We start from the raw sequence: 20,359 nt of genomic DNA on the forward strand, positions 1-20,359 counted from the left end.
GTGAAACGGTCCGCTCTCAGGAGGCGGGTGTCGAGGACACGCCGACCTGTGCCGGACGCAGCAACCTGTCATGCAGCATGAAGCCGACGGCCATCACCTGGATGATGTCGCCGGCCTTGGTCTCGGGGACCGGAGCCTCGAACATCGCCTGATGCAGCTGCGGATCGAATTTGTCGCCCGCCTCGGGGGCCACCCGTTCGATGCCATGCTTGGCAAAGACGTTCAGAAGCTCGCGCAGGGTCAGCTCGACCCCTTCGAGCAGTGCCGCATTCGCCTCGCGTTGCTCGTCGGTGACGACCTCGAGCGCGCGGGAAAGGTTGTCATAGACCGGCAGCATGTCGCGGGCGAGTTTCGAGCCGCCGTAATTCTCGGCCTCGCGGCGGTCGCGGTCGGCCCGTTTGCGCGCATTCTCGGCATCGGCCAGCGCCCGCATGAACCGGTCGCGGAGCTCGTCCCGTTCGGCCTTCAAAGCCTCGATTTCCTCGGCAGTGAGCTCGGGGGGGTCGATTTCGGCTGCGGTCTCGGTCTCTACGTCGTCGAGTTCGGTCTTTTCAGGTTCTGCCATCTTTCATCCCTTGCCGCGGTCGGCGATCAGCTTGCCCACCAGCTGGGCGGTGTAATCCACGATCGGTACGATCCGTCCGTAGTTCAGCCGGGTCGGCCCGATCACCCCCACGGCGCCAATGATCTTCCGGTCAGCGTTCATATATGGAGAGACCACCAAAGAGGAACCCGAAAGTGAAAAAAGCTTGTTCTCGGAGCCGATGAAGATGCGCACGCCCTCGCCCTCCTCGGCCAGCTCGAGAAACTCGGCGATGTCGCGCTTGCGTTCCAGATCGTCGAACAGGCTCCGGATCCGGTCGAGATCGGCGGCCTCTGCCGGATCGGACAGAAGATTGGCCCGGCCGCGCACGATCAGCCGCGCCTGATCATGGCCATCGTTCTCCCACACCGCGAGCCCGGCCTCGACCATGACCCGGGCCAGATCGTCAAGCTCCTGCCGGCGCCGCGCGATCTCGACCTTCATCGTGTCGCGCAACTCGCTCAGCGTCCGTCCTTCGGCCAGCGCGTTGAGGAAATTGGCGGCCTCGCGCATCGAGGAGGGCGTCTGCCCCGGCGATGGCTGGAACAGTCGGTTCTCGACATGACCGTCGGCAAAGACCAGAACCGTCAGCGCCCGGTCGGCGCCGAGGCTCACGAATTCGATATGCCTGATCGGCGCCTCGTGCTTGGGCGCGAGAACCAGGCTGGCGCCATGGGTCGCCCCTGACAGCGCGGCCCCCACCCGGTCGAGAAGCGCACCCACATCGGAGGTGTTCGCCCCGAGCGTCGCGTCGATCTTCTCGCGATCCTCCTCCCTGAGGTCGCGGACCTCCAGAAGCCCGTCGACAAACATCCTGAGCCCGAGCTGCGTCGGGACCCGCCCGGCCGAGACATGCGGACTGTTCAGCAGACCGAGAAACTCGAGATCCTGCATCACGTTGCGGATGGTGGCGGCGCTGACCTTCTCGCTCATCGTCCGGGTCAGCGTGCGCGACCCCACCGGGTCGCCGGATTCGAGATAGCCCTCGACCACGCGGCGAAACACCTCGCGCGAGCGATCGTTCATCTCTTCGAGAATGCCTTGGGTGCTCACCTGCCGCGCCTCCGTCGAAGCGGTGCCATTAAAGGGAAGATCCCGATGTCGTCAATCGGGCCCGTCAACAGGACCATCAATCGGGGTTGCATCGGCGTCCGGCTCATGGGAGCAAAGCTTCAAAACCAATAAAAGGACAGTCCGATGCGCCCATCCCGTCGTGATGTAAGCGAACTTCGTCCGGTTTCAATCGAAACCGGCGTGACCAAGCATGCCGAAGGCTCGTGCCTGATCCGCATGGGCGATACCCATGTGCTTTGCACCGCGACGCTGGAAGAGCGGGTCCCGCCCTTCCTGAAGAATTCGGGCCTCGGCTGGGTCACCGCCGAATACGGGATGCTGCCGCGGGCCACGACCACGCGGATGCGCCGCGAGGCGGCCCAGGGCAAGCAGGGCGGCCGTACCGTCGAGATCCAGCGCCTGATCGGCCGCAGCCTGCGCGCGGGCGTCGACCGCGTGGCGCTTGGCGAACGCCAGATCACCATCGACTGCGACGTGATCCAGGCCGATGGCGGCACCCGCTGCGCCTCGATCACCGGCGGCTGGGTCGCGCTGCGGCTGGCCGTGAACAAGCTGATGAAGACCGGCGAGGTGATCTCGGACCCGCTGGTCGATCCGGTCGCGGCCGTCTCCTGCGGGATCTATGCCGGCCAGCCGGTGCTGGACCTGGACTATCCCGAAGACAGCGAGGCCGGCGTCGACGGCAATTTCGTGATGACCGGCTCCGGCAAGCTGATCGAGGTGCAGATGTCGGCCGAGGGCTCGACCTATAGCCGCGACCAGATGAACGCGTTGCTCGATCTGGCCGAAAAGGGTGTGGCCGAGCTTGTCGCCGCCCAGAAAGCCGCGATCGGAGGCTGAGCCCATGCGCCGGTTTGACGGAAAGACGCTGCTGGTGGCGACCCATAACAGCGGCAAGCTCGAAGAGATCGCAGACCTGCTGAAGCCTTTCGGCATTTCCGTCACCGGCGCGGCCGAACATGACCTGCCTGAACCGGACGAGACCGAGGATACATTCGTCGGCAATGCCCGGATCAAGGCCCATGCCGCGGCGAAGGCCACCGGGCTTCCTGCCCTGGCCGACGATAGCGGGCTTGCGGTCGACGCGCTCGGGGGCGCGCCGGGCGTCTATACCGCCGATTGGGCCGAGACAGGCTCTGGCCGCGACTTCCCGATGGCGATGGAAAAGGTCTGGACCAGGCTCGAGGAGGCGAATGCCCCCGAGCCCCGGAGCGCGCAATTCTGCTGTACCTTCGTGCTGGCCTGGCCCGATGGTCATGACGAGGTGTTCGAGGGCCGCATGCCCGGGCGCATCGTCTGGCCGATGCGCGGCGATCAGGGCCATGGCTTCGACCCGATCTTTCAGCCCGACGGCCATGACATCACCTTCGGCGAAATGGACCGCTGGGAAAAGAACCGGATCAGCCATCGCGCCCGCGCCTTCGAGAAACTGGTGAGCCTGTTTGACCGCTGAAGACTGGCAGGAGGGCGGGTTCGGGCTGTACGTCCACTGGCCGTTCTGCCTGTCGAAATGCCCCTATTGCGACTTCAACAGCCATGTTTCGGCCGAGATAGACACGAAACGCTGGCAGAACGCCTATATTTCGGAAATCCGCCGCCTCGGCGCCGAAACCGGCCCGCGTGTCCTGAACACCGTCTTTTTCGGCGGCGGCACGCCCAGCCTGATGCCGCCCGAGCTGGTCGGCGCCATTCTCGAGACCGCCCGGTCGGTCTGGACGCCCGCAAATGACATCGAGGTGACGCTCGAGGCCAATCCGACCTCGGTCGAGGCCGGACGTTTCACGGGATTTGCCGAAGCCGGCGTCAACCGGGTCTCGCTTGGCGTCCAGGCGCTGAACGATGCCGATCTCAGGCGGCTCGGGCGCACGCACAGCGTGGCCGAGGCCCGCGCCGCCTTCGACATCGCCCGGACCCGCTTTCCGCGGGTCAGCTTCGATCTGATCTATGCCCGGCAAGCCCAAAGCCTCGCGGCCTGGCGCGCGGAACTCGACGAGGCTCTGGCGATGGCGATCGATCACCTTTCGCTTTACCAGCTCACCGTCGAAGCCGGCACCGCCTTTGGCGACCGGCTGGCACGCGGCGGGCTGAAAGGGTTGCCCGACGAGGATCTCGGCGCCGATCTCTACGAATTGACGCAAGAGAGATGCGACGCCGCCGGATTGCCCGCCTATGAGGTGTCGAACCATGCCCGGCCCGGCGCCGAGTCGCGGCATAACCTGATCTATTGGCAGGCCGGCGATTATGCCGGGATCGGACCGGGGGCACATGGCCGCCTGACGCTTTCCGGTCGGCGCCAGGCCACCGAAACTCCGCTGGCCCCCACCGCCTGGCTCGAACGCGTCGAACGCACTGGCACCGGCGAGCTGTCCCGAGCTGCGGTTTTGCCTGCAGATCAGGCTGCGGAATATCTGATGATGGGCCTGCGTCTTGCCCGCGGTCTGTCACTGTCGCGGCAGGAAAGAATGGCAGGCGCGCCACTAAATTCCAATAAAATCAAGGAATTGTCTGAACTCGGCCTGATCGTGGTCGATAACGGTTTCCTGCGGGCCACATCGGCGGGCCGAGCAGTGCTGAATGCGGTGATCCGCGCACTGCTGCCCGATTGAGTCTCAGTCCAGGCTGCCCGACGGCCCGCTCAAAGCGGCACAAAGCCTGTCGAGTTCTTCAAGCGACGCATAGGACAGGACAAGATCACCCGATCCGTCGGCGCGGTGTTCGATCGAGACGCCCACCCCCAGATTGGCCGACAGGTCCTGCTCGAGGGCGCGGGTATCGGCGTCCTTGGCCAGCGGTGGCGGCGGACGGCGCGTTTTCGGCGCAGAGCCTGACTTGGCCAGCTTCTCGGTCGCACGCACCGACAGTTGGCCCTTGATGACCTGCCGCGCCAGCTTCGCCGGATCTTCGGTTGTGATCAACGCCCGGGCATGGCCCGCGCTCAGCCGCCCTTCGCGCAGATAGCCCTGCACCTCGTCCGGCAATTGCAGCAGACGCAGCAGATTGGCGATATGGCTGCGGCTTTTCCCCAGCGCTTCGGCGACCTTATCTTGTGTGTGGCCGAAGCGATCCATCAACTGGCGGTAGCCCATCGCCTCTTCCAGCGCGTTCAGATCGGCGCGCTGGATGTTCTCGATAATCGCGATTTCCAGAACTTCGGTATCGTCCAGCTCACGGACGATCACCGGAACCTCATGTTTCTGAGCCAGTTGCGAGGCGCGCCAGCGACGTTCGCCAGCGACGATCTCGAAATGCCCCTCGCTACGCTTGCTGGGCCGGACAATCAGAGGCTGGATCACGCCCTTCTCGCGGATCGAGTCGGAAAGCTCCTTCAGCGCCTCTTCCGAAAATTGTCGCCGCGGCTGATCGGGATTGGGCTCAAGCAGATCCAGCGCAATCATCAGATCGGCCTTGCTGCGCGGCGCCTCGTCCCGCTCGGCTTCCGGTTCGATACGCACATCGGCCATCAGCGCCGACAAACCACGCCCAAGGCCGCGTTTTTCAGGTTGCTTCATCTTTCGTCCCCCAGTGCCTTAGTGCCTCAGGCGCCCACCGGCACTTTCGGCTCGAGCATTTCCTGCGCAAGCGCGCGATAGGCTTCGGCCCCGCGTGAATTCGGGTCATAATCGAGCACAGGCATCGCATAGGACGGCGCCTCGCTGACCCGGACGTTGCGCGGGATGACCGTTCGGAACACCAGATCGCCCAGATAGGCCCGCGCATCGTTTTCGACGGCTTGCGAGAGGTTGTTGCGCCGGTCGGCCATGGTCAGAACCACCCCCTCGATCCTGAGGCTCGAATTGGCGGTCTGACGCAACTCCCGGATGGTGAGCATCAGTTGCGACAGACCTTCCAGCGCGAAAAACTCGCTTTGCAGCGGCACAAGAACCGAATGCGCAGCCACCATCGCATTGATGGTCAGCAAACTCAGCGCCGGCGGGCAATCGATCAGCACGAAATCGAAGCCATAAGCATCCATTGCCGGCTGACGAAGCGCATCATGCAGCAAGAAGCTGCGTTTCTCATTGGCGACCATCTCGATATCGGCCGAACTGAGATCTGTGGTTGACGGCGCGATATACAGGTTCCCCTTGGGCGATTTGACCACAATATCGGCCAGCGGCGCGTCATCCAGGATCAGATCATATGTCGTCTTGACCCGCGCTTCGGGCGCAATACCAAGCCCCGTCGAGGCATTTCCCTGAGGATCGATATCGACAATCAGAACCGTCTTGCCAAGCTCGGCCAAGGCAGCGCCGAGGTTGATCGCGGTTGTAGTCTTGCCGACGCCGCCCTTCTGGTTTGCCACGGCGATAATTTTCGGGCCTTTCGGGCGCGTGGGGTCAGACACGGGCGATGCCTCCGAGTTTCAGAACAACGGCCTGCGGGTCGGTCTTGCTGGGATGGTTTTGAACCTCGAACCGCCAGGATGCAAGCGCCCGCTTCACTTCATCGGCGTAACGGGCGCCTTTCGGGAATAATGCGGCCCCACCCGGGGCAAGATGCCGCTCTGCAAACCCCAAAAGCCGATCTAGGGGCGCCAAGGCACGGGCCGAAAGCACATCCGCCCCTTGCGGATCCGCGGTCTCGAGGCGCTCATCGATCACCTCAACCCGGTTCAGGCCGATTTCCCGGGCTACGGTCCGCAGGAATGTTGCCTTTCGTTGGTCGCTTTCAATCAGCGTGACCCGAAGATCCGGCGCCCGCTCGTCGGCGAGAATTGCGATCACAAGTCCGGGAAAGCCGCCACCGCTTCCCAGATCAACCCAGTGCCGCGCCTCCCCCGGGGCAAGATCGAAAAGCTGGGCGGAATCTGCAAAATGCCGGGTTTCGAGCTCCTCCAGTGTGGCGCGCGATACCAGATTTATCACAGGGGTCCATTTGCGCAAAAGGGATGCATAGCTGGCCAGACGTTCCGATGTTTCACGTGAAACATCGGTCAAATCTCCTGTTGAAACTGTCATGCCGTCCGCCGCTCCATCTGGCGCAGGCGCGCGAGAATCAGAGTTGCCGCAGCCGGGGTCATGCCGTCGATGCGTGCCGCCTGCCCCAGCGTTTCCGGGCGCACCCGGGAGAGCTTTCCCTTCAGCTCCGACGACAGCCCGTCGAGTCCTTCATAATCGAAGTCGTGCGGAATGAGCTGTGCCTCGTCCCGTCGCATTGCCTCTACATCTTGTGTCTGGCGGGCAATATAATTGGCATATAGCGCGTCTCGTGCCAATTGAACCCGGGTTTCGCTGTCAATCTCAGCAAGCTCCGGTGCAAGCGGGATCAGGTCGTCGAACGTCACATCGGGAAAGGCGAGAAGATCGATACCAGATCGGCGCGTTCCATCGGCGTTCACTTTGATCCCGACCGCAGTCACCTGTTTCGGCGTCACTGAAAGCGCCTCGAGCCGCGCACGGCCAGTTGACAGACGCTCCATCTTCGCCTCGAAAGAGGTCCGGCGCCGCTCTCCAACGCAGCCTATCTCGATCCCGACCGGCGTCAGGCGTTGGTCGGCGTTATCCGCCCGAAGGGACAGACGAAATTCGGCGCGTGAGGTGAACATGCGATAGGGTTCGCTGACACCACGCGTGACCAGATCGTCGATCATTACACCGATATAGCTGCTGGTCCGGCTGAAGATCGCGGGCCTCTGCCCCGCCACGGCCCGTGCCGCATTCAGACCTGCGACCAGACCCTGCGCAGCCGCCTCTTCATATCCGGTCGTGCCGTTGATCTGCCCGGCCAGGTAAAGTCCGGGCACATCGCGCAGCTCGAGAGTCGGCCGCAGCGCGCGCGGATCGACATAGTCGTATTCGATAGCATAGCCCGGTTGCAGGATGGTCGCGTTTTCCAGCCCCTTGATCGACCGGACATAGGCGTGCTGCACCTCTTCAGTAAGCGAGGTTGAAATGCCGTTAGGATAGACGGTCGTATCGTCGAGACCTTCCGGCTCGAGAAATATCTGGTGCGACTCCTTTTCCGCAAATCGGACGATCTTGTCCTCGATGGACGGGCAATAGCGGGGCCCCACCCCTTCTATATGACCGCCGTACATCGCGGAACGGGACAGGTTTTCCCGAATGATATCATGGGTTTGCGAATTTGTATGGGTGATACCGCAGGCAACCTGACGCGCCTCGACCTTGGTCGAGAGGAAGGAGAACAACACCGGTTCGTCATCACCCGGCTGGTGGTCGAGGCGATCCCAGTCGATCGTCCTTCCGTCGAGTCGCGGCGGCGTGCCGGTCTTGAGCCGCCCCAGCGACAGCCCGAATTCGTCGATCCGCTCAGCGAGGCGGACAGATGGGCGGTCGCCGATGCGGCCGCCCGGACGTTGACGGTCCCCGATATGGATGACACCGCGCAGGAAAGTGCCCGTGGTCAGAACAACGGCCCCGGCAGACACTTCGCTTCCATCAGCCAGAACGACCCCCGCAATGCGGCCATCGCACTGAAGAAAATCAGCGGCCTCACCTTCGACTATCTCGAGCCCCGGCATAGCGCCTAGAGCCGTTTGAACCGCCTGGCGATAGAGCTTTCGGTCGGCCTGTGCCCGCGGCCCCTGTACGGCGGGGCCCTTGCGGCGGTTCAGCAGACGAAACTGGATACCAGCTCGATCGGCAGCCCGGCCCATTACCCCGTCCAGAGCATCGACCTCGCGTACGAGATGCCCCTTCCCAAGGCCACCAATCGCCGGGTTGCAGGACATGACGCCGATTCCGTCCCGTCGCAGCGTGACCAGGGCTGTCCGCGCGCCAAGACGTGCCGCGGCATGGGCCGCCTCGGCACCGGCATGGCCACCACCGACCACGAGAACGTCAAAAGCGCGATGTTTCACGTGAAACACTCCTCACTTTCCAAGACAGAAGCGTGAAAAAATCTCGTCGAGCAGAGATTCGACATCTATACGGCCCAGCAAGGTTTCCAGCGCGCGCGCGGCACGGCGCAAATCCTCCGCCGCCAGTTCTGCCGATTCCATGCCGAGAGATAGCCGATTCTGTGCCTCGGCGATAGCACCGCCGGCCCGTCGCATTGCCTCGGCATGACGTTCTCGCGTAGCCGTGACAGTCCGCGAGGCGCGCCCTTCCAGCGTCCTGGATATCCTGGCCACCAGCTCGGCGACGCCCTCTCCGGTACGACCCGATACCCCTTGCCCGGCACCGTCGCCAAGGTCCGACTTGCCCCGCAGGACGATATCTTCGGGTCCGGGCGCCAGTCCCTGAGTCTTGCCGGTATCGTCGAGAAGAAAAACGCGCAAATCAGCGGCTTCGGCGCGGGCAACGGCGCGAGCGATACCGATCGTCTCGATCTCATCCGTGCTGTCCCGTAGACCGGCGGTATCGAGAAAGGTCACGGGAAGACCGTCAAGATCCATCCGGACCTCGATCACATCCCGGGTCGTGCCCGCATGTTCCGACGTTATCGCCGCCTCGCGCCCGGCAAGGTGATTCAGCAGCGTGGATTTTCCCGCATTCGGCGGGCCGACGATTGCAACTTCGAATCCGTCGCGGATACGCTCTGCCACCGACACGCCGTCGATCTCTGCCTGCAGAGATGCCGCAACCTCGGCAAGCAACCCCGTCACTTCCGGGGTCACGTCGACCGGCACATCTTCGTCGGCAAAATCGATGGTCGCTTCCAGAAGCGCAGCCGCCCTGACCAGGGCTTCGCGCCAGCGATCGACCTTCTCCCCGAGCGCCCCTGACAGGACTCGCAAAGCTTGACGCCGTTGCGCTTCGGTTTCCGCCTCGAGAAGATCGCCCAACCCTTCGACCTGCGCGAGATCGAGCACGCCGTTTTCCAGCGCGCGGCGCGTGAATTCGCCGGGCTCGGCCAGCCTCAGGCCATCGATGCGCCCCAGGGCCGAGAGCAGCGCCGAGACGGTTGCCGGGCTACCATGACATTGAAATTCAACGACATCTTCGCCAGTAAAACTGGCACCCTTGGCAAAGCACAGAACCAGGGCCTCATCGAGCGGCACGCCATCGGCATCCGCGAGACGCCGCAGACCCGCCTGCCGTGGTGCAGGCAAAGACCCCGCCAGCGCGCGCGCGGCGGAACAGGCCCGAGGGCCGGAAATGCGGATAACGGCGACGCCCGCTTTTCCGCGCGCCGTCGCCTGAGCGAAGATCGTGTCCAGGGATCACCTCCGGGCGTTGCCGCCTCAGGTGTTCATCGAATCGAAGAATTCGGAATTTGTCTTGGTCTGCTTGAGCTTCGAGATCAGGAACTCGATGGCGTCGGTGGTGCCCATCGGGTTCAGGATCCGGCGCAGAACGAAGGTCTTCTGCAGGTCCGACTTGTCGACAAGAAGATCCTCTTTCCGGGTGCCGGATTTGAGGATGTCCATGGCCGGGAAAACGCGCTTGTCGGCGACCTTGCGGTCGAGCACGATCTCGGAATTGCCCGTGCCCTTGAATTCCTCGAAGATCACCTCGTCCATCCGCGAACCTGTATCGATCAGCGCGGTCGCGATGATGGTCAGCGACCCGCCCTCCTCGATATTCCGGGCGGCACCGAAGAACCGTTTCGGCCGCTGCAGCGCGTTGGCGTCGACACCACCGGTCAGCACCTTCCCCGAAGACGGCACCACAGTATTGTAGGCGCGACCAAGTCTGGTGATCGAATCGAGCAGGATAACAACATCTCGCTTATGCTCGACCAGGCGCTTGGCTTTCTCGATGACCATTTCGGCCACGGCCACGTGACGCGTCGCCGGTTCGTCGAAGGTCGAGGAAATGACCTCGCCCTTCACGGACCGCTGCATGTCCGTGACTTCCTCGGGACGTTCGTCGATCAGAAGGACGATCAGATAGGTCTCGGGGTGGTTGGTCTCGATGGAATTGGCGATGTTCTGCAACAGGACCGTCTTACCGGTCCGCGGAGGCGCCACGATCAGCGCACGCTGCCCCTTCCCGATCGGCGCAACCAGATCGATGATCCGGGCCGAACGGTCGCGGATCGTCGGATCCTCGATTTCCATCTTCAGCCGCTCGTCCGGATAAAGCGGCGTCAGGTTGTCGAAGTTGATCTTGTGCCGGGCCTGTTCGGGGTCCTGGAAGTTGATCTTCGTGACCTTGGTGATCGCGAAATAGCGCTCGTTCTCGCGCGGCGCCTGCATCACGCCCTCGACCGTGTCGCCCGTGCGCAGCGCATGCTGGCGGATCATCTCGGTCGAGACGTAGATGTCGTCCGGACCGGGCAGATAGTTGGCCTCGGGCGAGCGCAGGAAGCCGAACCCGTCCTGCAGAACCTCGAGAACGCCGTCACCCGAGATTTCCCAGCCGTCCTCGGCGCGCTCCTTGAGGATCGAGAACATCATCTCGCCCTTGCGCATCGCCGACGCGTTCTCGATCTCGAGCTCTTCGGCCATGGAGAGAAGGGCCTTGGGGCTCTGGGCCTTGAGATCGGCGAGGTTCAGGCATTCTTGGATCATGGCAAAGCTTTGCGGAAGACGGCGCTGACGGAGTGCGCACACGTTATACGGGAAGCCTCGGATCGGACGACCCGAGTTAAGCCTGCTCCTTAGTCCTGTGCGGCCCGTGAGTCAACTCGCCACCCACGGACCCGCAAGCCGGATCAGAATTTCATCACCACCGAGAAGACGATGACCAGCATCAGGAGGGTCGGCAACTCGTTCATCATGCGGAAGGTGCGACCGGTCCGGGTGTTGCGCCCGGCCACGAAATCCTTGCGGCGCGCGCCCAGCCACATGTGAAACCAGGTCATCGCGATCACGCAGGCGCCCTTGGTATAGGGCCAGATCGTATCCCAGTAGACGATGTTCGGGGTCAGAACCAGAGCCAGGCCGAAGACCCAGACGGCGATGATCGAAGGGTTCATGATGTAGCGGTAGAGCTTCATCTCCATGACCTGGAACAACGCATCGGTCTCGTGCCCCGGGGTCACCTTCTCGGTGTGATAGACGAAGATCCGGGGCAGATAGAACAGACCCGCCATCCAGGTCAGCACCGCAATGATGTGCAGTGATTTGGTCCAAGGATACATGTTGGCCAGAAATTCCGACATCGCCGTGCCTCGCTACGCTAGGTCGCCTACCGCGCCTCTTCTAGAGCAATAGGAAAAGAAAAGAAAAGATGATGATTTTGTAGGGCCTGTGGAGGATGTGGATTACTGCATATTCCACGATCTCATCCACAGCAGGAACGCTTGTGGAAGAAAGTGACGATAACTCGTCAGGATTTCATGGGACGACACGCAGGTAGTTGTACTGCAATTGTTTTTTACCTCTCTGGCCTGCTCACGAGTTGTGGATAACTTCTGAATAATCTGTCTGCGACGATTCGTTCACAGCCAGTGATGAAGACAGTCCACGGTGGATTTGAGGACCCGGATTCTTGACATTTCCACGTATGAACGGCACCCGGGGATGAAAGAGGCTTCTTATCCTGAAACCGTGCAACCGTCTCACCTGGGTTTATCCACAGGGTTGCCCCGAATGCGTGATCCGATGTCCGACCGTGTGATCCTTGCTTCCGGCTCTGCCATCCGCCGCCAACTTCTGACCCGGGCCGGGCTCGTTTTCGAGGCGATGCCCGCGCGCGTCGATGAGGAGGCGATCCGCGCCGCGATGGAGGCCGAGGGCGCCGGACCGGACGACATCGCCGAGGAGCTTGCGGCCTTCAAGGCCAAGCGGGTGGCCGAAAAGCAGCCGGGTGCGCTGGTGATCGGCTGCGATCAGGTGCTGGCCCATCGCGGCAAGGTGCTGGCCAAGGCGGAATCCCGCGAGGACGCACGCGATCAGCTTCGCACGCTGCGCGGCGGCAAGCATCAGCTTCTGTCGGCGGTGGTGGTCTATGACGACATGCGTCCGCTCTGGCGCCATGTCGGCAAGGTCTCGCTGACGATGCGGCCGTTTTCCGATCTCTACCTGGACGAGTATCTTGACCGCAACTGGCCCGCCGTGCGCGATGCGGTTGGAGGCTACAAGCTTGAAGAGGAAGGCGTGCGCCTGTTTTCGGCCGTCGAGGGCGACTATTTCGATGTTCTCGGTCTGCCCCTGCTGCCGCTGCTGACCTTCCTGACGACCCGAGGAGTTTTGATGGCATGAGTGACAGAATCCCGCTGGCCGGCGTCATCGGCTCTCCTATTGCCCATTCCAAGTCGCCGCTGCTGCACCGGCACTGGCTGGAGCGCTACGGCTTGCGCGGTTTCTACGTACCGATGGATGTGGCCCATGCCGATCTGAAACAGGTGCTCGAGGCGCTGCCGCGGATGGGATTCGTCGGCGTGAACGTCACGATCCCGCATAAGGAAGCCATTCTCAGCCTGGCCGATTCCGTGTCGGATCGCGCGGCGCTGATCGGCTCGGCCAATACCCTGATCTTCCTGGCCGACGGCAAGGTCTATGCCGACAATACCGACGGGATCGGGTTCATCGAGAACTTGCGCCAGGGCGCGCCGGGCTGGGATCCGACATCTGGGCCGGCGGCCGTCCTGGGGGCCGGTGGCGCCGCCCGCGCCGTGGTCGCGGCGCTGTCCGAGCAGGGCGTGCGCGAGATCCGGGTGTCCAACCGCACCCGGTCGCGCGCCGAGGCGCTGCGGGCCGAGTTCGGCCCCAAGATCGTGATCCATGACTGGGTGCAGGCGGGGGCGATGATCGACGGTGCCGCGACCGTGGTGAACACCACGTCGCTGGGCATGGTCGGCAAGGCCGAGTTCAAGGTGCCGCTCGATGCGCTTTCTTCCGACGCGGTGGTCTGCGATCTGGTCTATGTGCCGCTCGAGACCCCGTTCCTGCGCGAGGCGCGGGCGCGTGGCTGCGTCGCGGTCGACGGGCTGGGAATGCTGCTGCATCAGGCCGCGCCCGGGTTCGAGCGCTGGTTCGGCCGTCGGCCCGAGGTCGACGACGCCGCCCGCGCGGTGCTGCTCGGACAATGAACCCGCCGCGTCTTCTGGGGCTGACCGGCTCCATCGGCATGGGCAAGTCGACCACCGCCGCGCTGTTCCGCGAGAAGGGCGTGCCGGTCTGGGATGCCGATGCCGTCGTCCATGGCCTGTATGCCGAGGGCGGCGCCGCGGTGAAGCCCATCGGCGATCTCTGCCCCGAGGCCATCCGTCACGGCGCCGTCGACCGCGACGCGCTGAAGGCCTGGATCACGCGCGAGCCCGAGGCCCTGATGCGGATCGAGGCCGTGGTGCATCCGCTGGTCGCGGCCGACCGGCAGGCCTTCATCGCGCGGCACCGCGAGGCGAGGCTGCTGGTGTTGGACATCCCGCTTCTGTTCGAGACCGGGGCCGAGAAATGGCTCGACGCGGTTCTGGTGGTGACCGCGCCGCCCGGGGTTCAGCGCGCCCGGGTGCTGGAGCGTCCGGGCATGACCGGGGCGCAGCTGGACGCGATCCTGGCCCGGCAGATGCCCGATGCCGAGAAACGCGCCCGCGCCGATCATGTGATCGAGACGCTGACGCTCGACCAGGCCCGGGCCGGGGTCGCGGCGCTGATCGACAAGCTGGGGACCGCAAATGCGTGAGATCGTACTCGATACCGAAACCACGGGCTTCGAGCCCGAGACCGGCGACCGGATCGTCGAGATCGGTGCCGTCGTGCTGTGGAACCATCTGCCGACCGGCGAGACGTTCCATGTCTATATCAACCCCGGTCGCGACATGCCCGACGAAGCCTTTGGCGTGCACGGGATCGGGCCCGACATCCTGGCCAACCCGCGACCGGCGAAGCCCGGCGAGGTCACGCTGCGCGACAAGCCGCCCTTTTCCGAGGTCGGGCAGAAATTCCTGGATTTCGTGCAGGATTCGAAACTGGTGATCCATAATGCCAGCTTCGACATGAAATTCCTGAATGCCGAACTGGGCTGGCTCGGCCTGCCCAAGCTGCCGATGAGCCAGGCACTCGACACGCTGGCCATTGCGCGCAAGAAGTTTCCGGGCTCGCCCGCGACGCTGGACGCGCTCTGCCGCCGCTTCGGCATCGACAACACCATGCGCGACAAGCACGGCGCCCTGCTCGATTCCGAGATCCTGGCCGAGGTCTATCTGGAACTGATCGGTGGCCGGCAGCCCGATTTCATGCTGGCGACCCGCTCCCGGGCGTCGCGCGGCGGCTCCGAGACCGAAACCGAGGCCTGGCGCCCGCGTCCGCGTCCGGCGCCCCTGCCCTCGCGTCTGACAGAGGAGGAAGCCGCCGCCCATCGTGCCTTTGTCGAGACGATGGGCGACGGCGCGCTATGGAAAAGCTTCGACTGAACGGTCTCAGGCGGTGCCGCTCGGGGTGTCTTGCTTCTGAAGATCGGCGGCGCGGCGCGCGATTTCCTGACGATACAGCGCGACGAAATCGACCGGCTCGAGGTTGAGCGAGGGGAAACCGCCGTCACGGGTCACGTCCGAGACGATCCGGCGCACATAGGGGAACAGCATCCGCGGGCATTCGATCAGCAGGAAGGGATGCAGCTGGTCCTCGGGCACGTTCTCGATATGGAACAGGCCGGCATAATCGAGTTCCATCAGGAAGAGCTGGCTCTGGTCGGCCTTGTTCTTCGAGGAAACGGTGAACTTGGTGATGATCTCGTATTGATGCTCGGCCGGGCGCTTGCGGGCGTCGAGCGCGACCTGCACCGTCACGTCAGGGGTGACCTCGCCCGAGGCTCCCTTCTGGACCAGAATATTCTCGAATGACATGTCCCGTATATACTGGCCCAGGATCTGCATTCTAACTTGCGGCGGCTGCGCGGCTGCGCCGTTGCCCTCGGTCTCGCTCATGACATGCTCCTGCGAAAGGTTGCGTTGGGTCTTCGCTTAGCAGGTCGCCCCCGGCCGCTCAATGCTGTCGCTGAATGCGGTCCTTCGCTGCCCCTCAGTGTCGGGTCCAGCCAGAGGGCGGCAATGTGCCGTCCTGTCCGTCCTGCTCGTCGCGGGGGGTGAGATCCTCGAAATCGCCGTCGATGATGTCGTCGCGTGCCGGACGCGGCTGCCGGGCCGCGCCGCCAGAGGGACCGCGAGAGGCGCCGGCAGAGGCGGTGAAGCCGGTCGAATGCACGACCACGCGTTTCGACAGCCAGCGATAGGCCGCCGCGCGCACCGGCGGGATCAGCAGCAACAACCCCATGGTGTCGGTGAAGAAACCCGGCGTCAGCAGCATCGCCCCGGCAAAGAGGATCATCGCGCCATGGGCCAGCGGCTCGGTCGGGTCGCGCAATTCGTTGAACGAGCTGCGCACCTGCGATAGCGCCAGCGCGCCCTGTTGCCGCATCAGCCAGGTGCCCGCGGCGGCCGTCGCCAGCACGATGCCAAGCGTCGGCCAGAGCCCGATCAGCCCGCCCACCTGGATGAACAGAGCGATCTCGATCAGCGGGATCGAGAGGAAAAGCAGAAAAAGCCCCATTGCATTACCTCATTTGCGCTTCGGCTGGCCCGGTGGACTTGATTGAAGGCGTGCCTTACATATGTCCGGTGACGCTTCGATACAAACGCTTCCCGCGACCCGCGAGGTTTTCATGAGCTCTGCCATCATTCAACTCCTGGTTCTTGCCGGGATCGCCGTGTTCCTGATCCTGCGGCTGCGGTCCGTTCTCGGAACCCGGGAAGGGTTCGAGAAACCTCCGGTGCAGATGCCCGATCCGGCGGCGCGCCGGGCCGAGAACCGTCCCTCCTTCGAGGTGATCGAGGGCGGTCCCGATACCGACATCACCGATCATGTCGAGGATGGCAGCCCGGCCGCCAAGGCTCTGGCAGCGATGAAGCTGGCCGAGCCGGGCTTTTCGGTCAGCGAGTTCCTGCATGGCGCCCGCGGTGCTTATGAAATGATCCTGATGTCCTTCGAGCATGGCACGCTCGACGAGGTCGCGGGCTTCCTCGCCCCCGACGTGCGCGAGAGCTTTGCCGAGGTGATCCGGCTTCGCGAGGAACAGGGCCTGTCGGTCGATGCCAGCTTCATCGGTGTGCGCGAACTGGTGCTGAAGGATGCGACCTATGACCGCGACAGCGGCGAGGCCGAGCTGACCGTCCGTTTCGTGGGCGAGCTTACCTCGGTGGTGCGCAACCAGAACGGCGAGGTGGTCGAGGGCAGCCCGAGCGAGATCAAGCGTCAGCGCGATGTCTGGACCTTCGCGCGGGTGATGGGCTCGGACGATCCCAACTGGCAGCTCGTCGCCACTGACGCGTGACGCGTCGCGATCATCCGGATCTTCAATCCGGTTTACGGAAGGACGGCCTGTGCCGTCCTTCTTTCGTTTGCGGGGGCATGGATCCCTGTCAGTCAGGCGCGTCGCGGGCCGCCGGAGACCCGCTTCGGCTCAGTCCTTCGAGCGTTCCACATAGGTGTTGTCGGCGGTGTTGATGACGATCCGCGTGCCGACATCGATATGGGGCGGCACCATGACGCGCACGCCGATATTGGTGATCGCGGGCTTGTAGCTCGACGAGGCGGTCTGCCCCTTCACCACCGGCTCGGTCTCGGTCACCTCGACCACCATCTTCTGCGGCAGTTCGATCGAGATCGGGTTGCCCTCGAAGGTCTGCAGGAAGACCCGCATGCCGGGCTCGAGATAGGCGGCGGCATCGCCCACCACGTCGGGCTGGGCCGCGACCTGGTCGAAGCTCTCGGGGTTCATGAAGTGGAACCCTTCGGCATCGTCATAGAGAAAGTCGTATTCGCGCTCGTCGACATTGGCCTTTTCCACCTGTTCGGTGGTCTTCCAGCGCTCGGTGGTCTTCACCCCGTCCGAGATCCGGCGCATGTCGACCGAGGTGGTCGGCGTGCCCTTGCCGGGATGGAAGTTTTCGGCCTTGAGAACGACATAGAGCTGGCCATCCTTTTCGACGACGTTGCCCTTGCGGAGCGAGGAGGCGATGACTTTCACTGGGGGCTTCCTTGTGGAGTGTCGTGGTGCGGTATATCCGCCGGATCGGACAACGCCCCTAGCTGAACTTGGCGCAAAATTCCAGAAGAAAGAAAGGCCGCGCGGATGACCGATACCCCCTGGTGGACCCCCGGGCGCCATGCCGATCGCCGCGCCGCCCTGCTGGCGCGGGGCCGGATTCAGGCCGCGATCCGGGGTTGGTTCGCGGCCCGGGGCTTCGTCGAGGTCGACCCGCCGGCGCTGGTGACAAGCCCGGGCAACGAGACCCATCTGCATGCCTTCGCGACCGAGGCCATCGGCAATGACGGCGCGGCGCGGCGGATGTATCTGCATACCTCGCCCGAATTCGCCATGAAAAAGCTGCTGGCCGCGGGCGAGCCCCGGATCGCGGCCTTTTGCCATGTCTGGCGCAACCGCGAGCGCGGGCCGCGTCACAGCCCGGAATTCACCATGCTCGAATGGTATCGCGCGGGCGAGGACTATGCCGTGCTGATGGCGGATACCGCGCGGATGCTGCAACTGGCCTGCGAGGCGGCGGGCACCCGGAAGCTCAGCCATGCCGGGCAGGACTGCGACCCTTTCGCCCCGGTCGAGCGGCTCTCGGTGGCGCAGGCCTTCGAAAGGCATGCCGGTATCGACCTGTTGTCCACGCTTGGACCCGGAGGCGTTTCCGACCGCGCGGCGCTGGCGGTTCAGGCCGAGGCGGCCGGAATCGGTTTCGCGGCCGATGACGGCTGGTCCGACATCTTCAGCCGGGTGCTGGTCGAACGGGTCGAGCCGCATCTGGGCCGGGGCCGGATCACCGTTCTCGACCGGTATCCGGCCGCCGAAGCCGCGCTGGCAAGGGTATGCGCCGACGATCCGCGCGAAGCCGAACGCTTCGAGGTCTATGCCTGCGGGGTCGAGCTGGCCAACGGTTTCGGAGAGCTCACCGACCCTGCCGAGCAGCGCCGCCGCTTCGAGGCCGAGATGGACGAGAAGGAACGCCTGTATGGCGAGCGCTACCCGCTGGACGAGGAGTTCCTCGCGGCGCTGGCCTTCATGCCGCCGGCCTCGGGCATCGCGCTCGGTTTCGACCGGCTGGCCATGCTGGCCACCGCCGCGCCGCGGATCGAGGATGTGCTTTGGGTGCCGGTCTCCTGAGTCTGGGTTCCGCCTCTGCCCGGATGACCGGGCAGATTTGTTCCGAAAAATGAGACAAAAGCCCGCTTCCCGAAACGGTCTTGCGTTTTCGACGGGGCGCATGTTCAAGTTTTCGTGATTTATTCCGTTTTGAGGGGCAGTCGTGAAGATCGGTTGTCATGGACTGGCACGCTCCGCTGCGCTGGTCCTGTCAGTCTCGGCCTGTGCCAGGCGGCCCGATGCGATTGCGCCCGTCGCGATGCCTGCGGGCATGTATGACCGGATGAGCTGCGCCAGGGCACGCGGGGAACTCATGGACGTCAATGCCGAGATACAGGAGCTGTCGCGCCGGCAATCGGGCGCGGCAACGGCCGATGCGGTCGGCGACAAGTCGGGCAAGCTGGCCGCGGCCAAGGGCAGGAAGCTGGCGCTGGAGGCCCGGCTCGAAGGCTGCGGCTGAGGGCCGAAGGCCTCTGTTTCCAGCGGTTCCGATGCGCGCGTCGGTCTGAAATCGCTCTATCCGCTCTGGGAGTGCCGCGCATTTGGGGCTATCACGGCCCTGCCCCCGACGCGCGCCCGGGGCGTGTCCGCCCCCGGAGGAACTGGCCCCGGGACCGGCCGGAGCGAAGGCGGCGCGACGCCGACCGCGAGGACAGGACCGCCGGTGGAACAGGAAGACGCGAGATCGACCGGTGGCCGTGAGGGCACGCCGTCGCGCGCGGGCCGGATGCGCGGCCTTGGCGCGGCGGTCTGTCTTGCCCTGGCCCTGGGCGGCGGTGCCTCGGCTCGGGCCGCGCCATCGGTCGAGCTGCTCGATTTCGACGATCTCAAGGGCTGGAAGACCGACAATCATGCCGAGGCCCTGGCCGCCTTCCGCGAGACCTGCCCCGACCTGCCGGATCCGTCCTGGACCGCGCTTTGCGCCCTGTCCGAGCGTCAGTCGAACGCCCGCAGCTTCTTCGAGCTGTTCTTCCGTCCGGTCCTGATCGGTGGCGAGCGCCCGGCGCTGTTCACAGGCTATTTCGAACCGGTGCTGAAGGCCGCCTGCGCCCCCGATGCCCGGTTCCGCTATCCGATCTACCGCCTGCCGCCCGATCTGCCGCCCGACCGGCCCTGGTTCTCGCGTCGCGAGATCGCCGAGAACGGGCATCTCGACGGGCTGGGGCTTGAAATCGCCTGGCTCGAAGACCCGGTCGACGTGTTCTTCCTTCAGGTCCAGGGCTCGGGGCGGCTGAGCCTGCCTGACGGGACCCTGCTGCGCGTCGGCTATGGCGGCAGGAATGGCCATGATTACCGCTCGATCGGCAAGGAACTGGTGCGGCGCGGGATCTATCAGGCCCATCAGGTTTCGGCCCGGGTGATCCGGTCCTGGGTCCGGCGCCATCCCGAGGCGGGGGCCGAGCTTCTGCTGCACAACCCCTCCTTCGTCTTCTTCCGCGAGCTTGACAGGCTGCCGCCGGGCAAGGGGCCGCTCGGGGCGATGAACCGTCCGGTCACACCGATGCGCAGCCTCGCGGTCGATCCGTCCTTCGTGCCGCTGGGGGCGCCGGTCTGGATCGAGAAGGGCGGGCGGCATCCGCTGCACCGGCTGATGGTGGCGCAGGATACCGGCTCGGCGATCAAGGGGCCGCAGCGGGCCGATATCTTCTATGGCACCGGGGCCGGGGCCGGGCGGCTTGCGGGCGAGGTGCGCGACCCGGGCCGCATGATCGTGCTGCTGCCGATCGATCTGGCGCTTGCGCTGGTGCCGGGGGGCTGAGCG

23 protein-coding genes are annotated in these 20,359 nt (G+C 64.4%); 11 read left to right on the top strand and 12 right to left on the bottom strand.

Annotation, left to right across the window (positions count from 1 at the left end; genetic code table 11):
• Positions 1 to 16: 16 nt before the first annotated feature.
• Together ACK8CO_RS09340 and hrcA are read right to left on the bottom strand one after the other, a co-directional pair.
• Entirely contained in the window at positions 17 to 565 is a 549-nt protein-coding gene (locus tag ACK8CO_RS09340) for a nucleotide exchange factor GrpE (RefSeq protein WP_080614766.1), read from the bottom strand.
• A gap of 3 nt (positions 566 to 568) precedes the next feature.
• Positions 569 to 1,609, bottom strand: a complete 1,041-nt coding sequence (hrcA, locus tag ACK8CO_RS09345; RefSeq protein WP_231119324.1) for a heat-inducible transcriptional repressor HrcA — start codon at positions 1,607 to 1,609, stop codon at positions 569 to 571.
• 171 nt (positions 1,610 to 1,780) lie between these two features.
• Here hrcA and rph point away from each other — a divergent pair, with 171 nt between their 5' ends.
• From rph to hemW, 3 genes are read left to right on the top strand one after another with little or no spacing between them, the layout of a single operon-like run.
• Entirely contained in the window at positions 1,781 to 2,497 is a 717-nt protein-coding gene (gene rph / locus ACK8CO_RS09350) for a ribonuclease PH (RefSeq protein ID WP_414898951.1), read from the top strand.
• Positions 2,498 to 2,501: 4 nt separating this feature from the next.
• Positions 2,502 to 3,110 (top strand): RdgB/HAM1 family non-canonical purine NTP pyrophosphatase, encoded by a 609-nt coding sequence (rdgB, locus tag ACK8CO_RS09355; RefSeq protein ID WP_080614764.1) that lies wholly within the window; start codon positions 2,502 to 2,504, stop codon positions 3,108 to 3,110.
• Complete coding sequence (hemW, locus tag ACK8CO_RS09360; protein ID WP_414898952.1) at positions 3,100 to 4,263, top strand: radical SAM family heme chaperone HemW; 1,164 nt, start codon at positions 3,100 to 3,102, stop codon at positions 4,261 to 4,263. Before rdgB ends, hemW begins: the two co-directional genes overlap by 11 nt.
• Before the next feature lie 3 nt (positions 4,264 to 4,266).
• On the opposite strand, the gene ACK8CO_RS09365 is transcribed toward hemW, so the two are convergent.
• From ACK8CO_RS09365 to ACK8CO_RS09395, 7 genes are all read right to left on the bottom strand, one after another.
• On the bottom strand, positions 4,267 to 5,166 hold the full coding sequence (locus tag ACK8CO_RS09365; protein ID WP_414898953.1) for a ParB/RepB/Spo0J family partition protein: 900 nt from the start codon (positions 5,164 to 5,166) through the stop codon (positions 4,267 to 4,269).
• A 26-nt stretch (positions 5,167 to 5,192) separates the two neighbouring features.
• Positions 5,193 to 6,002 carry a ParA family protein gene (locus ACK8CO_RS09370; protein ID WP_414898954.1) on the bottom strand — a complete coding sequence of 270 codons (810 nt, stop codon included), beginning with the start codon at positions 6,000 to 6,002 and terminating at the stop codon, positions 5,193 to 5,195.
• Complete coding sequence (gene rsmG / locus ACK8CO_RS09375; protein ID WP_414898955.1) at positions 5,995 to 6,615, bottom strand: 16S rRNA (guanine(527)-N(7))-methyltransferase RsmG; 621 nt, start codon at positions 6,613 to 6,615, stop codon at positions 5,995 to 5,997. The genes ACK8CO_RS09370 and rsmG overlap by 8 nt, the downstream gene beginning before the upstream one ends.
• The gene (gene mnmG / locus ACK8CO_RS09380; RefSeq protein WP_414898956.1) at positions 6,612 to 8,486 is read right to left on the bottom strand and encodes a tRNA uridine-5-carboxymethylaminomethyl(34) synthesis enzyme MnmG; all 1,875 of its coding nucleotides are present in this window, start codon (positions 8,484 to 8,486) and stop codon (positions 6,612 to 6,614) included. The genes rsmG and mnmG overlap by 4 nt, the downstream gene beginning before the upstream one ends.
• 3 nt (positions 8,487 to 8,489) lie before the next feature.
• On the bottom strand, positions 8,490 to 9,779 hold the full coding sequence (mnmE, locus tag ACK8CO_RS09385) for a tRNA uridine-5-carboxymethylaminomethyl(34) synthesis GTPase MnmE (RefSeq protein WP_414899007.1): 1,290 nt from the start codon (positions 9,777 to 9,779) through the stop codon (positions 8,490 to 8,492).
• A gap of 24 nt (positions 9,780 to 9,803) precedes the next feature.
• On the bottom strand, positions 9,804 to 11,072 hold the full coding sequence (rho, locus tag ACK8CO_RS09390) for a transcription termination factor Rho (protein ID WP_196774381.1): 1,269 nt from the start codon (positions 11,070 to 11,072) through the stop codon (positions 9,804 to 9,806).
• Positions 11,073 to 11,218: 146 nt separating this feature from the next.
• Positions 11,219 to 11,668, bottom strand: coding sequence for a CopD family protein (locus ACK8CO_RS09395; RefSeq protein WP_080614756.1), 450 nt, complete (start codon positions 11,666 to 11,668; stop codon positions 11,219 to 11,221).
• 442 nt (positions 11,669 to 12,110) lie between these two features.
• Between ACK8CO_RS09395 and ACK8CO_RS09400 the strand changes: the two genes are divergently transcribed.
• Genes ACK8CO_RS09400 through dnaQ form a run of 4 tightly spaced genes read left to right on the top strand, consistent with a single transcriptional unit; the run spans position 12,111 to position 14,863 of the window.
• A complete protein-coding gene (locus ACK8CO_RS09400; RefSeq protein WP_414899008.1) occupies positions 12,111 to 12,710 on the top strand; it encodes a Maf family protein in 600 nt (199 codons plus the stop codon).
• Positions 12,707 to 13,540, top strand: a complete 834-nt coding sequence (locus tag ACK8CO_RS09405) for a shikimate dehydrogenase (RefSeq protein WP_080614755.1) — start codon at positions 12,707 to 12,709, stop codon at positions 13,538 to 13,540. The genes ACK8CO_RS09400 and ACK8CO_RS09405 overlap by 4 nt, the downstream gene beginning before the upstream one ends.
• Positions 13,537 to 14,133, top strand: coding sequence for a dephospho-CoA kinase (gene coaE / locus ACK8CO_RS09410; protein ID WP_414898957.1), 597 nt, complete (start codon positions 13,537 to 13,539; stop codon positions 14,131 to 14,133). The genes ACK8CO_RS09405 and coaE overlap by 4 nt, the downstream gene beginning before the upstream one ends.
• Entirely contained in the window at positions 14,126 to 14,863 is a 738-nt protein-coding gene (dnaQ, locus tag ACK8CO_RS09415) for a DNA polymerase III subunit epsilon (RefSeq protein WP_414898958.1), read from the top strand. Before coaE ends, dnaQ begins: the two co-directional genes overlap by 8 nt.
• A gap of 6 nt (positions 14,864 to 14,869) precedes the next feature.
• On the opposite strand, the gene secB is transcribed toward dnaQ, so the two are convergent.
• Together secB and ACK8CO_RS09425 are read right to left on the bottom strand one after the other, a co-directional pair.
• Positions 14,870 to 15,376 carry a protein-export chaperone SecB gene (gene secB, locus ACK8CO_RS09420; protein ID WP_080614752.1) on the bottom strand — a complete coding sequence of 169 codons (507 nt, stop codon included), beginning with the start codon at positions 15,374 to 15,376 and terminating at the stop codon, positions 14,870 to 14,872.
• 94 nt (positions 15,377 to 15,470) lie between these two features.
• On the bottom strand, positions 15,471 to 15,998 hold the full coding sequence (locus tag ACK8CO_RS09425; RefSeq protein ID WP_414898959.1) for an FxsA family protein: 528 nt from the start codon (positions 15,996 to 15,998) through the stop codon (positions 15,471 to 15,473).
• A gap of 112 nt (positions 15,999 to 16,110) precedes the next feature.
• On the opposite strand from ACK8CO_RS09425, the gene ACK8CO_RS09430 reads away from it, so the two are divergent.
• A complete protein-coding gene (locus ACK8CO_RS09430; protein ID WP_414898960.1) occupies positions 16,111 to 16,779 on the top strand; it encodes a Tim44/TimA family putative adaptor protein in 669 nt (222 codons plus the stop codon).
• A 129-nt stretch (positions 16,780 to 16,908) separates the two neighbouring features.
• On the opposite strand, the gene efp is transcribed toward ACK8CO_RS09430, so the two are convergent.
• A complete protein-coding gene (efp, locus tag ACK8CO_RS09435) occupies positions 16,909 to 17,475 on the bottom strand; it encodes an elongation factor P (protein WP_414898961.1) in 567 nt (188 codons plus the stop codon).
• A gap of 105 nt (positions 17,476 to 17,580) precedes the next feature.
• On the opposite strand from efp, the gene epmA reads away from it, so the two are divergent.
• From epmA to ACK8CO_RS09450, 3 genes are all read left to right on the top strand, one after another.
• On the top strand, positions 17,581 to 18,618 hold the full coding sequence (gene epmA, locus ACK8CO_RS09440) for an EF-P lysine aminoacylase EpmA (RefSeq protein ID WP_414898962.1): 1,038 nt from the start codon (positions 17,581 to 17,583) through the stop codon (positions 18,616 to 18,618).
• Positions 18,619 to 18,760: 142 nt separating this feature from the next.
• The gene (locus tag ACK8CO_RS09445) at positions 18,761 to 19,057 is read left to right on the top strand and encodes a hypothetical protein (protein ID WP_414898963.1); all 297 of its coding nucleotides are present in this window, start codon (positions 18,761 to 18,763) and stop codon (positions 19,055 to 19,057) included.
• Between the two features lie 267 nt (positions 19,058 to 19,324).
• Positions 19,325 to 20,356, top strand: a complete 1,032-nt coding sequence (locus ACK8CO_RS09450; RefSeq protein WP_414899009.1) for a murein transglycosylase A — start codon at positions 19,325 to 19,327, stop codon at positions 20,354 to 20,356.
• Positions 20,357 to 20,359 lie beyond the last annotated feature (3 nt).

It is taken from the genome of Rhodovulum sp. HP10 (genome assembly GCF_047553435.1).
Taxonomy (GTDB): domain Bacteria; phylum Pseudomonadota; class Alphaproteobacteria; order Rhodobacterales; family Rhodobacteraceae; genus Rhodovulum.